This window comes from Aeromonas sp. BIGb0405 (assembly GCF_024807335.1).
GTDB classification, from domain to species: domain Bacteria; phylum Pseudomonadota; class Gammaproteobacteria; order Enterobacterales; family Aeromonadaceae; genus Aeromonas; species Aeromonas rivuli.
Map to the genome: position 1 here is coordinate 46,148 of NZ_JANUEP010000015.1, position 13,910 is coordinate 60,057.

7 protein-coding genes, 2 tRNA genes, 1 pseudogene and 1 riboswitch are annotated in these 13,910 nt (G+C 61.0%); of the genes and pseudogenes, 4 read left to right on the top strand and 6 right to left on the bottom strand.

Annotated elements, in window-relative coordinates; genetic code table 11:
• Positions 1-118: 118 nt before the first annotated feature.
• The 3 genes from M2366_RS18895 to M2366_RS18905 all read left to right on the top strand — a co-directional run bounded on the left by M2366_RS18895 (position 119) and on the right by M2366_RS18905 (position 4,884).
• Positions 119-1,321, top strand: coding sequence for an acetate kinase (locus M2366_RS18895; protein WP_042040335.1), 1,203 nt, complete (start codon positions 119-121; stop codon positions 1,319-1,321).
• A gap of 70 nt (positions 1,322-1,391) precedes the next feature.
• Positions 1,392-3,551, top strand: coding sequence for a phosphate acetyltransferase (gene pta, locus M2366_RS18900; protein WP_042040337.1), 2,160 nt, complete (start codon positions 1,392-1,394; stop codon positions 3,549-3,551).
• A gap of 418 nt (positions 3,552-3,969) precedes the next feature.
• A complete protein-coding gene (locus tag M2366_RS18905; protein ID WP_259270403.1) occupies positions 3,970-4,884 on the top strand; it encodes a TIGR01777 family oxidoreductase in 915 nt (304 codons plus the stop codon).
• Between the two features lie 82 nt (positions 4,885-4,966).
• Here M2366_RS18905 and M2366_RS18910 read toward each other — a convergent pair whose 3' ends face one another.
• Both M2366_RS18910 and M2366_RS18915 read right to left on the bottom strand, forming a co-directional pair.
• Entirely contained in the window at positions 4,967-7,405 is a 2,439-nt protein-coding gene (locus tag M2366_RS18910; RefSeq protein WP_259270404.1) for an ABC transporter permease, read from the bottom strand.
• Between the two features lie 268 nt (positions 7,406-7,673).
• A pseudogene (locus M2366_RS18915) lies at positions 7,674-8,342 on the bottom strand (ABC transporter ATP-binding protein); the annotation flags it as partial.
• On the opposite strand from M2366_RS18915, the gene M2366_RS18920 reads away from it, so the two are divergent.
• Complete coding sequence (locus tag M2366_RS18920; protein ID WP_259238005.1) at positions 8,341-8,946, top strand: arylesterase; 606 nt, start codon at positions 8,341-8,343, stop codon at positions 8,944-8,946. The pseudogene M2366_RS18915 and the gene M2366_RS18920 overlap by 2 nt on opposite strands.
• 71 nt (positions 8,947-9,017) lie before the next feature.
• Here the strand turns inward: M2366_RS18920 and M2366_RS18925 are convergent, their stop codons facing one another.
• From M2366_RS18925 to M2366_RS18940, 4 genes are all read right to left on the bottom strand, one after another.
• A complete protein-coding gene (locus M2366_RS18925; protein ID WP_042040342.1) occupies positions 9,018-9,959 on the bottom strand; it encodes a chemotaxis protein CheV in 942 nt (313 codons plus the stop codon).
• A gap of 152 nt (positions 9,960-10,111) precedes the next feature.
• Entirely contained in the window at positions 10,112-13,141 is a 3,030-nt protein-coding gene (locus M2366_RS18930; protein ID WP_404972812.1) for a glycosyl hydrolase family 18 protein, read from the bottom strand.
• Positions 13,142-13,253: 112 nt separating this feature from the next.
• A riboswitch (cyclic di-GMP riboswitch) is annotated at positions 13,254-13,340 on the bottom strand.
• A 341-nt stretch (positions 13,341-13,681) separates the two neighbouring features.
• Positions 13,682-13,757, bottom strand: a tRNA-Ala gene (locus tag M2366_RS18935).
• A 58-nt stretch (positions 13,758-13,815) separates the two neighbouring features.
• A tRNA-Ala gene (locus tag M2366_RS18940) sits at positions 13,816-13,891 on the bottom strand.
• Positions 13,892-13,910 lie beyond the last annotated feature (19 nt).

The window sequence follows — 13,910 nt, forward strand, 5'->3', positions numbered from 1 at the left end:
CACTATACAAGGGGCAAGCAACAGATTGCCAACCCTCATAAGGATAAGTTGAAGATGTTGGACGCCTTTGCGTCCGTGCAGTCCTCCTACACAACCCAATCTGCGATAGGATTTATTCATGAGTAAGCTGGTTCTTGTACTTAACTGTGGTAGCTCTTCCCTGAAGTTTGCCGTGATCGATGCCACCACAGGCGACGACCTGCTGTCCGGCCTGGCCGAGTGCTTCGGTCTCGACGATGCCCGCATCAAGTGGAAGCTCAACGGCGAGAAAGGCAGTGCCGATCTCGGCGCCGGTGCCGCCCACCAGGAAGCGCTGGACTTCATAGTCAACAAGATCCTGCCCCTGAATCCGGCCCTGGCCGAGAACCTGATCGCCGTCGGTCACCGTGTGGTGCATGGTGGTGAGAAGTTCACCTCCTCCGTGGTCATCACCGACGAAGTGGTCCAGGGCATCGAAGATTGCGCCACCCTGGCCCCGCTGCATAACCCGGCCCACCTGGTCGGCATCCGTGCCGCCCTGAAAGTGTTCCCGCATCTGGCCGACAAGAACGTGGCCGTGTTCGACACCGCTTTCCACCAGACCATGCCCCAGGAAGCCTTCCTGTATGCCCTGCCGTACAAACTCTACCAAGAGAACGGCATCCGTCGCTACGGCATGCACGGTACCAGCCACTACTACATCAGCCTGGAAGCGGCCAAGATCCTGAACAAGCCGGTCTCCGAGCTGAACATCATCAACTGCCACCTGGGCAACGGCGGCTCCGTCTGCGCCATCAAGAATGGCCAGTCCGTCGACACCTCCATGGGTCTGACCCCGCTGGAAGGTCTGGTGATGGGTACCCGTTGTGGTGATATCGATCCGGCCATCATCTTCCACCTTCATGACAATCTGGGCATGAGCGTGGCCGAGATCAACACCATGCTGACCAAAGAGTCCGGTCTGCAGGGTCTGACTGAAGTCACTTCCGACTGCCGTTTCGTCGAAGACAACTACGACAGCAAAGAAGAAGCCAAGCGTGCCATGGACGTTTACTGCTACCGCCTGGCCAAGTACATCGGCGCTTACGCTGCCGCCATGGATGGTCGTCTGGATGCCGTGGTCTTCACCGGTGGTATCGGTGAAAACTCCGCTCCTATCCGTGAGATGGCCCTGAACAAGCTGGCGCTGCTGGGCTTTGACGTCGACCACGACGCCAACCTGAAAGCCCGCTTCGGCAAGGGTGGCGAGATCTCCAAGGCTGGCTCCACCAAGGCCCTGGTTATCCCGACCAACGAAGAGTGGGTCATTGCCCACGACGCGCTGGATCTCGTCGGCGCATAATTTAGCTGTAGAGCAAGGCCGCCCCAGGGCGGCCTTTTCCTGATCCCAAAAAATGAACAAGGGGTAATAAGTGGCACGCACTATTATGCTCATCCCGGTCGGCACTGGTGTCGGCGTAACTTCCGTGAGTCTTGGCGTGGTTCGCGCCATGGAACGTCACGGTGTCAATGTCAGCTTCTTCAAACCGGTTGCCCAGCCGCGTCCGGGCGAGATTGGAGCCGAGCGCTCCACCGCCGTGATCCGCGCAGCTGCCAACATCAACCCGCCCGAGCCCTTCGCCCTCTCCTACGCCGAGAACATGATCACCACCAGCAACACCGATATCTTGCTGGAAGAGATTGTGGCTCGCTTCGAAGAGCACGTGAAAGCCAGCGGCGCCGAAGTGGTGGTGGTCGAGGGCATGGTGCCCACCGACAAACAGCCGTTTGCCAACAAGCTCAACTATGACGTGGCCAAGGCGCTGGACGCCGACATGGTATTCGTCACCCACCCGGGTCATGACTCCAGCCAGAAGCTCAAAGAGCGTATCGAGCTGGCCTGCTCCAACTTCGGTGGCGTCAACAACCCCCGCATCGTCGGCTGCGTGATCAACAAGGTGGGCGCACCGGTGGACGAGCACGGCGTGACTCGCCCCGATCTCACCGAGATGTTCGAGGCCCATCACCACACCACAGATGCCGCCCATAACCTGGAAGTGCTGCAGGTGTTTGGCAAGAGCCCGCTGCGCATCCTGGGTTGCATCCCCTGGAACACCCAGCTGATCGCCCCGCGCGCCAAGGATCTCTCCAAGCACCTGGCCGCCAAGATCCTGCACAAGGGTGAACTGGACAGCCGTCGTCTGCAGACCGTGACCTTCTGTGCCCGCTCCATCCACAACATGGTTGAGCACTTCCGTCCGGGCAGCCTGCTGGTTGCCTCCGGCGATCGCTCGGACGTCATCGTCTCCGCCTGTCTGGCCGCCATGAATGGCGTCAAGCTCGGTGCCCTGCTGCTGACCGGCAACTATCACCCGGAACCGCAAGTGATGGCCCTGTGCCAACAGGCCATGGCCACCGGCCTGCCGATCATGATCACCGGCACCAACACCTGGCAGACCGCGGTCAGCCTGCAGAACTTCAACGTCGACATCCCGGAAGATGACCGCGAGCGGATCGAACTGGTGCAGGACTATGTGGCTGGCCACATCGACAAGCACTGGATAGAGTCTCTCTCTGCCAAGTCCACCCGTTCTCGTCGTCTGAGCCCGCCTGCGTTCCGTTATCAGCTGACCGAGCTGGCCCGTCAGGCCAACAAGCGCGTCGTGCTGCCGGAAGGGGAAGAGCCGCGCACCATCAAGGCTGCCGCCATCTGTGCCGAGCGTGGCATCGCCCGTCCGGTGCTGCTGGGCAACCCGGAAGAGATCCGCCGCGTCGCCGAACAGCAGGGTGTGGTGCTGACCGATCGCGTCGAGATCATCGACCCGCTGGAAGTGCGCGAGCGCTATGTGCCGCGTCTGGTCGAGCTGCGCAAGAACAAAGGCATGACCGAAGTGGTCGCCCGCGAACAGCTGGAAGACAACGTGGTGCTGGGCACCATGATGCTGGAGCGTGGCGAAGTGGACGGTCTGGTTTCCGGCGCCGTGCACACCACCGCCAACACCATTCGTCCGCCGATGCAGATCATCAAGACTGCCCCGGGTTCGTCGCTGATCTCCTCCATCTTCTTCATGCTGCTGCCTGATCAGGTGCTGGTATACGGTGACTGCGCCATCAACCCGGATCCGAGCGCCGAACAGCTGGCCGAGATTGCCATCCAGTCCGCCGACTCCGCTGCCGCTTTCGGCATCGAGCCGCGCGTCGCCATGATCTCCTACTCCACCGGTACCTCTGGCGCCGGCGCGGACGTAGAGAAAGTGCGTGAAGCGACCCTGCTGGCCAAGGCCAAGCGCCCGGACCTCATCATCGACGGCCCGCTGCAGTACGACGCGGCCATCATGGAGAACGTGGCCAAGTCCAAGGCACCGAACTCACCGGTTGCGGGTAAAGCCACAGTGTTCGTGTTCCCGGATCTGAACACCGGCAACACCACCTACAAGGCGGTACAGCGCTCCGCCGAGCTGGTCTCCATCGGCCCCATGCTGCAAGGCATGCGCAAGCCGGTCAATGACCTGTCCCGTGGCGCCCTGGTGGATGACATCGTCTACACCATCGCCCTGACCGGTATTCAGGCAGCCCAGGCAGAGGCCGAGTAATAGCCCCGCTCTGCCATCTTGCAAAAACCCGCCTCCTGGCGGGTTTTTTTATGGCTGGCGGGCATTATGTTGATCCCCCAGATCAAATCCGGATCCGGTCAGATCTCGCCCCAGCGCCTAGAGCCTTCGCCAATAGTGGCGCAGCGCCTGAGCGAACACTCACATTCGCGCCAGGGGGTTGAGCAATTGCACTCCAGTTGAGATCAGAATGAAATACTCTTTTAAGATCAACTAACTAACGCTAGACACACCGCTAATCTACAGACTTTTCCACAGCTTTTGTGGATAGTTTCTGGATCATTTGAAAGAAAACAACAGATGCAGATGGTGCCTCTTGGTGTACCTTGCCTCATGCTCATGGCTTGTTCATCCCTTGCCGACTCACTAGAGTAGAGCCAGACAGAGAGGGGAAGACGAGATGAAGATACTGATCACGGGGGGGACAGGTTTTATCGGCCGCAAGTTAGTCGCCCACCTTAAAGTACAGCATCAGGTGGTGGTATTGAGCCGTCAGGGGAGCCATGCGTATCAACTGCTCGGCCACGATGTGCAGCTGATTGACTCCCTGGACCGGCTCGACCATCTCAACGACATCGATGTGGTGATCAACCTCGCGGGGGAGCCCATCGCTCAGGGGCGCTGGAACCCGGTTCGCAAGCAACAACTGTGCGATAGCCGCTGGCTGCTGACCGAACAGCTGGTCGATCTCATCAAGCTCTCCACCACCCCCCCCAAGGCATTGCTTAGCGCATCTGCCATCGGCTGGTACGGCCGCCAGGATGACAAGCCACTGGATGAGGGGTGCGATCACCCCAGTCTCGAGTTCACCCATCAGCTCTGCAACCGGTGGGAATCCCTGGCCCTGGCGGCCAGCAGTGAACAGACCCGGGTCTGCATCTTGCGCATTGGCCTGGTGCTGGGGCTAGATGGCGGCGCCCTGCCCAAGATGCTGCCGCCCTACAGGGTCGGGCTCGGCGGCCCCATGGGTGAAGGGCAGCAGGTAGTCTCCTGGATCCACATTCAAGATCTGGTGCGCGCCTGGCTGTTTCTGCTCGAGCATGACGATTGCCAAGGCATCTATAACGGCACGGCACCCACCCCGGTCAGCAACCGGGAGTTTAGCCAGCAACTGGCCAAGTCGTTGAAGCGCCCCCACCTGATGCGCATTCCCGCCTGGTCGCTGCAGCTCATGATGGGCGAGGCCGCCGACCTGCTGCTCACCGGGCAAAGAGTCCTGCCGAAACGGCTGCAGGACGCAGGCTTTCATTTCAGCTTCCCGGCCCTGCCCCAGGCGCTTTGCAATCTGCTGGAACGCCCCCCATCGAGCCCGTAACCAGAGATCCTCAAATAAAAACGCTTCATCCCGGCGGATGAAGCGTTTTTTCTTTTTCTCCGGTATCTACTTGGGTGGGCCCTTAGAGCAGCCCCTGGCCCAGGCCCCGTAGTCGATCGCTCAGGGTGCCCGCCAGCAACTGGCGCTGCATCCCCTGTCCGGCCAGGGTGACCAGCAAGGCACCCAGCACAGGCAAGCCCAGCCAGATGAACCAGTGGAACTGCCACTGCCCTTCAAACCAGAGCAGTTGCAGAGCCAGGGAACAGATCTCCACCACGGCCGCCCCGCACAATCCCGCCAGCAGGCCCGTCGCCACCAGCTCCCAACGCAACATGCGCTGCAGCAGCTCACTGCTCGCCCCCAGGGTGCGCATCAGCAGCAGCTCCCTGCGTCGGCTCGCCATGCTGGCCTGGGTCTGGGTCAGCAACACCAGCAGGGCCGCCACCGTCACCAGCCCCAGCATCAAGGCCAGGGCCCGGCTCACCTGTTGGGAGACCTGGGTCAGCCGGGCGATCAGATCATCCACATCGATGAGGGAGACGGTAGGGTACTGACGTATGAGCGCCACTTCGGCGCCCTTGCCGCTGCTTGGCAACCGATAGCTGCCAAGCCAGGTCGGCGAGAAGTCAGTCAGCAGATCCGGCGAGAAGATCATGTAGAAGTTGGGACGCATGTTGTCCCACTTGATATGGCGCAGGCTGGTGACGCTCGCCTCGAACTCGCGCCCCTCGATGTTGAAGCCCAGTGTGTCGCCCAGCTTGATGCCCAGCCGCCCGGCTACTTCATCATCTACAGAGACCTCGCCTTTGCCCGCCAGCCAGCGCCCCTGGGTGATGCGGTTATCGGCAGGCAACTGCGCCGTGCTGGTGAAGTTGAGTTCCCTGTCGATTCCCTCCCGGCCATTGGGCCCGATGAGGTCGCCGGCAATGCTGGTCAGGCGGCCACGCACCATGGGGTAGAAGTCCGAGGTGACGGCACCCGCTTCGCCGAGAGCTGCGAGTATGGGAATGCGCTCCTCGCTGCTGATGTTGACCAGGAAGCGATTGGGCGCATCGGCGGGCAAGCGGGCGGAAAAGTCGTCGAGCAGATCGACCCGGGCCGCCCACAGCAAGCCAAATAACATGAGTGCAAGGGCGAACCCCGCCAGCTGGAACAGACCGGCACCTCGCTCCCTGGAGAGATGCGCCAGGGCCAGACGCAAGGCGTGGGGCCCCTGGAGGCGGCCGCCGAGCCTGAGCAGGCCCGCTGCCATCACGGCCAGCAATCCCATCAGCAGCCCCATGCCCGCGACCAGCCCCAGGGACAAGCCCAGCTCGGCGGTGAAGCCCCACACCAGGGCGAACAGACCGAGCAGACCCACCGGCAGCGCCAACCAGGGGGGGACGCTCGCCGACAGCTCACGACGCAGGACCCGCAGCGGTGGCACCTTGAGCAGGCGCAAGAAGGGGATGAAGGCGAGCAACAGGGTGATAAAGAGCGCCACGGCCACCCCCAGGGCGAATGGACGCCAGGAGGGGGGCGGCAGATCCGCAGGCAAGAGGCCACCGAGCAGATGCAGAGTGAGCCACTGCATGGCGCTGCCCGCCACCAGGCCAAGCAGAGCGCCCACCAGGGTGAGGCAGAGCAGCAGGGTGCCCATCAGGCGCCACAGGGTCCCTCTCGAAGCCCCAAGTGTCTTGAGCAGGGCCACCATGCTGGTCTGGCGTTCGGCAAAATGCCGCACGGCTATGCCCATGGCCAGGGCACCGAGCAAGACCCCCGCCAGGGACGCGAGCCGGAAGAAACGCTCGGCATTGGCCAGGGAGCGCCCCACCTGTGAGCCTTTGTCATCCGGGGTGACCCACTTCTGCCCCGTCACCAGCTTGGGTTTTATCCAGGCTTCGAAGCGGCTGATGTCGGCCCGCGAGCCCTGAAACAGGTAGCGCCACTGCTGACGGCTGCCGGGCAGCAAGGCGCCGGTTGCCCCTATGTCATCACTGTGGATCAAGGCACGCGGCGCGAGCAGGAAGGGGCTAAATCCCTGATCCGGCTCACGGCCAAGCAGGCCCGCCACCTTGAGATGGGTATTGCCCACCTCAAGCGCCTCCCCCACCTTGGCATCGAGCAGTTGCATCAGCCGTGGCGACAGCCAGATCTCGCCCGGTTTGGGGGCTTGCTGAGGGGTCAGCTCCAGGGTGCCATAGAAGGGGAAACCACTCGGTACCGCACGAATAGAGGCGAGCTGAAACGCCTCGCCGTGAAACAGCATGCTGTTGAAGCTGACCGTGGCTTGCACCGCCACCTTGTCCTGCTGCGCCCTGGCCAGCAGATCGGGACTCAGGGCCCGGCTCGTGCCCAGGGCTCTGTCTGCCGCGATAAAGTCACGACCCGAGGCCTTGAGGCCAGCGTCCAGCCGATCGGCGACCAGGGCCACACTCAGCACGCAGGCGACGCAGAGCGCCAGCGCCAGTACGAACCAGCGCAGCTCGCCACTGGCCCCTTCCCGGCGCAGCAGACGCAGCGCCAATCGTAAATGCATCATTATTGAGGCTCCCTCACTGTCTGACGCTCATGCCATCCTGACCGCATCATTGCGATCTCCTCATGCGCTGACATCCTGTTAACTGGGTCATGACTGCTCTCTATCGACATAAAACCGGATCCCGGGGCCAGCGTCAGGCACGCACGGCGCTGCTGTCATCGCGCTCATCGCGGTCATCGCGGTCATCGCGGTCATCGCGGTCATCGCGGTCATCGCGGTCATCGCGGTCATCGCGGTCATCAGCATGGGACTCCTCACCCGGGCTGCCCTGCAAGCGGCCACTTGCCATGGTCAGTTGGCGCTGGCAACGCTGAGCCAGAGCCAGATCATGGGTGACCACCACTAGGGTGGTGCCATGGGTACGGTTGAGTTCGAACAGCAGCTCGATGACGGTATCCCCCGTCTTGCTGTCGAGGTTGCCGGTCGGCTCGTCTGCCAGCAGCAGGCTGGGTCTGGTCATGAAGGCGCGCGCGATGGCGACCCGCTGCTGTTCGCCACCAGAGAGCCTGGGGGGCAAGTGATCCAGCCTGTCTTTCAGGCCGACCGCCGCCAACAGCTCGCGGGCCCTGGGTTCGCAATCGCGCTCGCCACGTAACTCGGCAGGCAGCATGACGTTTTCCAGGGCGCTCAGGGTCGGCAACAGCAGGAAAGATTGGAATACGAAGCCGATGTGATCGGAACGCAAGCGGGCGCGCCCCTCTTCATCCAGCTCGCCGAGGGAGTGACCCTGAATGCGGATCTCGCCGCTACTGGGCAGATCCAATCCGGCCAGCAGGCCGAGCAGGGTCGACTTGCCCGAACCTGAGGCACCGACCAGAGCCAGAGTCTCCCCCGCCTTGACTTGCAGCGAGATCCCCTCAAGGATGGTCAGATTGTCACTGCCAAGGCGCACAGACTTGCCGAGGTTGCTAATCGAAATGATGGGAGTTGAAGTCATGGCGCGTATCCTGTTCGCCTTAATGTGGGTGATGGCCTGTGGCCAGTTGCAGGCACAGACACTGTTGGTGCTGGGCGACAGCCTGAGTGCCGGTTATCAGATGCAGGCCGAGCAGAGCTGGCCTGCCCTGCTCCAGCAACAGTGGCAGCAAACCGGTGGCCAGCATCAGTTGATCAACGCCAGCATCAGCGGCGAGACCACGCAAGGGGCCCTCACCAGACTGCCTGTCTTGCTCAAGGAGCACAAGCCGGACTGGCTGCTGATCGAGCTGGGGGGAAATGATGGCCTGCGCGGTTTCCCGCCCGCCATCACTCGCCAGAATCTGGCCAAGATGTTGACCATGGCCAAGCAGCAGGGGATCCACACCATCCTGACCCAGATCCAGCTGCCCCCCAATTACGGGGCCCGTTACCTGCGCCAGTTCGAAACCATATTCCCGGATCTTGCCAAGGAGAATGAGCGGCCACTGCTGCCCTTCTTCCTCGATGATATTGCCACTCGCCCTGAACTCATGCTGAATGATGGCATCCACCCCAAGGCCGAGGCACAGCCGCTCATCCGCGACAAGGTGGCCCGCTTCGTCGAGCCCTTGCTGACTCACTGACAGGCTCTTGTAGAACCAAAAAGGTCAGCAGATGCTGACCTTTTTGGTTGCTGAACCAGCCCGATAGTTTGTCAACCCAGCAACTGACGCAGCCGCTCCTGGGCGACCCCCACCAACAGGTCCGGCTGGAACTTTGAAATGAAGCGGTCACAGCCGACCTTCTTGACCATGGCCTCGTTGAAGTTGCCGCTGAGCGACGTATTGAGGGTGATGAAGAGATCCTGCATGCGCGGGTCGCTGCGCACCTCGTGGGTGAGGCGGTAACCATCCATCTCCGGCATCTCGGCATCGGTGATCATCAGCAGTATTTCGTCGGTCACTCTCTTGCCCGCATCGCACCAGCTCTTGAGCAAACGCAAGGCCTGCAGGCCATCCTGACATTCGATCACTTCGAGTCCGAGTTGCGCCAGGGTATCGCGGATCAGGTTGCGGGCCGTGCTGGAATCATCGACGATCAACACCTTGCGCCCCTGCATCTGCGGCAGCAGTTCTCTATCCAGCACGGCGTCGGAGATGCGGATGTCGTAGGTGATGATCTCGGCCAGCACCTTCTCCACGTCGATGATCTCGACGATCTGCTCGCTATCGCCCTCCCGCAGGCGGGTGATGGCGGTGAGGTAGTTGGCGCGACCCGCCGAGCGCGGCGGCGGCAATATGTCCTTCCAGGTCATATTGGCGATGTTGGCCACCTGGCCGACCAGGAAACCCTGAATGGTACGGTTATATTCGGTGATGATGAGGTTGGCCTCTCCCTCCTGGGCTTGGCCGCGCATGCCGATGGCGCTGCGCAAATCGATGACGGGGATGGAGACACCGCGGATATTGGCCACGCCGCTGATGTTGTGATGAGAGCCAGGCATCTTGTTCAGGTGGGGCAGTTTCACCACCTCGCGCACCTTGAACACGTTGATGGCAAACAGCTGACGGGAGCCGAGTCGAAACATCAGCAACTCCAGGCGATTCTCCCCTACCAGCTGGGTACGTTGATCCACTGAATCCAATATGCTCGCCATGATTGCCCTTCTCTCCCAATCCGAATGCGGTCCAGTATAGGGACTCGCCGATCCCGGTACTATGGCCATTACTATGTTATGTCGGCCGCCACCGGGGTTTTCTTGATAAAAAAACGGGGCCAGAGGCCCCGTTTGCATTGTTAATCTCTCTCTCAGTAGCTGCAAACCAGCTTCCAGCTGCCATCACCCGCCTTGGGCTCGGAGCTGGTCCACCAGTTCGCCTGCCAGACCGCACTGCCATTGGTCATGCGATCGTTGCCATTGGCATGGTCCCCTTGCGGCCAGCTCGGGTAAGCCGGATAGGCCGCCGGATTGACGCTCTGGGAGCTGCAGGTCGTGCCGCCCGGGCCAGGGTTGCTGCCGCCGCCCAGTACCGCCTCGGCCAGGGCCGGGAAGTCGGACTTCAGGCCTATGGTCTGGCTACCGCTGACGAGGCGCACGCCACTTGGCACACCGGCTGCCGGCAGGTAATAGGTCATGGCGACTTCAACATCCGTCCCCGGTGCCCAGGCCTTCCAGCCCGGCAGGGTCAGGGCCACCTTGTGGAAGTCCTTCTCATTGGCGATGCCGTCGGAGTTCTGGTTGCCACCGCTCTCGACCACTGTCAGCCCCATACCGCTCTGATCCGTAATGGTGTCAGAAGTGGAGGTGGGCATCAGGAACTCGATGCGGGTGCCGCCCGGAATGGTCTGGGTGGAGTTGTTGGTCAGCTTCAGGGTCGGATTGATGGGATAGTTGGAATCCCCCTCCTTGAAGCCAGTCAGGCTGACGGCGATGTCGAGCTGAGCGGCCGGGGCCGGCAGATCGTTCTGCTTCAGGCTAGCTTTGCTCGCCGTGGCGAACTTGTCATAGGCCAGGCTGGTGAGGGTGCTGCCCATGACATATTCGTTCTTGGCGGGATCGAAATCATAATCCCCCGCCATCTCCCAGAACATGACGCCACCCAGACCGCGCTTGATGATGTAGTCCAGCTTGTGACCCATGGACTCTTCATCTTCGGTGGAGAGGAACACTTTCTTCTCTTCGTTCCACAGCCAGGGCGCATGGGCCTTGTCATCGTAGTAACGCACGTACTGACCCTGGATCACGTCCGCCGGGTTATTGGCATCCAGCCCCCAAGCCGCGCCGTAGCTGGGCAGGGTAGTGATGCCGAGGCTGGCCGCATGCTCCAGGTTCTTGGCATGCCACATGGGCACGGCGCCGCCACCTATCTCATTGCCGTTCTTGTCCAGATCGTGCCAGATGTTGTCGATACCGACCGCGCCATTGCCACAAGGGATGGTGCTGCCCCCGGTACCCGGTTGGCAGTCGCTCTGGCTTGGCAAGGCTGCCTTGCCATTGAGACCATGGGTACCACCGGTGACCCCCTGCCAGCCACGGGTGTAATAAGGAACACCCACGTTGATCTTGCCAGCCGCCATGGCACCACGGAAGTAGTGCGCCGCCCAGGCTGCGTTCAGGTAACCGATGGCACCGAACTGAGCCTGGTTATAGACACCCCACTGGGCCAGTTCCGGATCTGCCTTGTTGTCGAACAGCGCGGCATTATGGGCCACGAAGTTGTTCCAGGCACCGTGGAAGTCATAGGTCATCAGGTTGACGTAATCCAGATACTGGGTGACCTGGAAGTTCTCCATGCCACGCAGCAGATAGGCCGACGCCGGTGACGCTATGGTCAGCATGTACTTGCGATCGTCTTCGGTGCCCGCGTTGTCGAGCCGCTCACGCAGCGTCTTCATCAGCACTTCATAGTTCGCAAACAGCTTGCCCCGACACAGATTGGAGAGCGGGAAATCATTGGGGTTACCCGCATCCTTCATGGAGGTCGGATATTCGTAATCGATATCCACCCCATCGAAGCCGTACTGGCGAATGAAACTCACCGCCGAGTTGGCCAGCGCATTGATGCCAGCGGTATTGACCGAGCAGTCACCCTTGGTGGTGGCGGCATAGAAACCACGGGTATCGGCCCAGCCGCCCACGGAGATCAAGGTCTTCACGTCTGGATACTGTTTCTTGTACTTGGAGAGCAGGTTGAAGTGGCCCTGATAGGCAAACTCCGGATCCATTTCGGCGCCCGGCACCCCTTCCCAGGTCAGCTTGGTGGCGGCGTCATCCACCTTGATGAGGTGACTCTGCTCATCCACGGCGGCGAACGCATAGTTGATGTGGGTGATCTTGTCCCAGGGGATGTCGTTTACCAGATAGGAAGGCAGACCGTTCTTGCCGGTACGCCAGGAGGTGAAGTAACCGATGACGCGGCGGCCATGGTCATCCCCCATGCACTCGCTGCCATCGGCGCGATAGATCTGGCGAACGTCGCAGGAGAGATTGCCACCGGTGGGCGGCAAGGCCGCCTCTTCGATACTGACCGACACCGGGGCGGACTCCCCCGACAGGTTCTGGCTGTCTACGGCGACCAGGGTCAGCGCGGCGCTCCCCTTGGTCTGCGGCGTCCAGCTCAGCTGCCAGGGGGCACTGCTGTCCTCACCCGCCTTCTTGCCATCCACATAGAGCTCGACCCTGGCCACATCGTTGTTGGCATCGGTGACATTGCCGGTCACTGTGACGGCGCGACCCAGGGTGAGTTTGGCCCCGGCGGCCGGGCTGGTGATGCTGGCCTTGGGTGCCTCGGGGGCAACCACGGCCGTCACCGTCACACTGACCTGAGCTTCATCCAGGTTCTTGCCATCCTTGTCCAGGGCGCGAGCCGTGATTTGATGAGCGCCCACTCCGCTGGCAGCCCAACTGGCTGACCAAGGGGCAGAGGTCGCGGCAGCCACCTGACTGCCATCGACCAGATAGACCACCTGGGTCACGGCGCTGCTGCTACCGGCCAGGCTGACGGCCAGAGCCAGTTCTGCACCCACGCTCACCGAGCTGCCCGCGGCCGGGGAAGAGAGTGTCAGGTCCAGTGCAGGGGGAGTCGTATCCTGATACAGCGTCCAGGCATCGGCCCAGACAGTACCTGTGCCCGGGGCGTAGTGAGAGCTGGCACCGCTGCACCAGCCGGAGTAGGGGAATGCTTTGCATTGGTAGAGGCTACCGATGTTGCTGACGATGTCGCCAGCCTTGTAGGCGGTGCCTGCCTGATAGGCGGGGTAAGCCGCGAGTGCCCAACCGGGCAGGGACGCGAGGGCGACCAGCATGGCTAGCCGACTTGGTCTTAAGACTTGTTGCATCTTGTTATCATCCTTGTTTTTTGTCTTGGCAAAACGCTGACCAAGGCAAAGCACAACCGCAACAGGTACGACGAAGAAGACAAGTGACGATGGACGCGTCACTGACTCTTACCTGGGTAACCCCGCTATCCTGGACCCTGGAGTCGGTAGACCGGAGGCTTTGCGTCCCGGTCTTTCAACCGGTTTGCTCTTTACCTGGATTCCATCTGGAACGGCCCGAGTATAGGAAGTCGCCCGCAAATGCTCAATCTTCATTCACAAAGGAAAATATGTTTGGGCGGAATACAAAAAACGCAGAAAAAGTAGCCAACATGCCGCGAACAGCTAGCAATTAACACGATTATCAGCACAAGCATCGACACCGATATGCCCGAAACCGCTGATATCATGCGCTGGAACTGTGAGCCACCTCATGACTAGGACGCCATACGATGATTGATGAGACGACAATTCATGTCGGGAAGGGGAGCGAAGAGCGGATGCACATAGCAAAAAGGCCACCGCGATGCGGTGGCCTTTAGCTTTCTTGTAACAAGAAATTGGTGGAGCTACGCGGGATCGAACCGCGGACCTCTTGCATGCCATGCAAGCGCTCTCCCAGCTGAGCTATAACCCCGAAATCTTTACTCTTTAGACAATCGGTTCTGGTGTCCGTTTGCCTTACTACGAAATAGTGGTGGAGCTACGCGGGATCGAACCGCGGACCTCTTGCATGCCATGCAAGCGCTCTCCCAGCTGAGCTATAACCCCGAAATCTTTACTCTTTAGA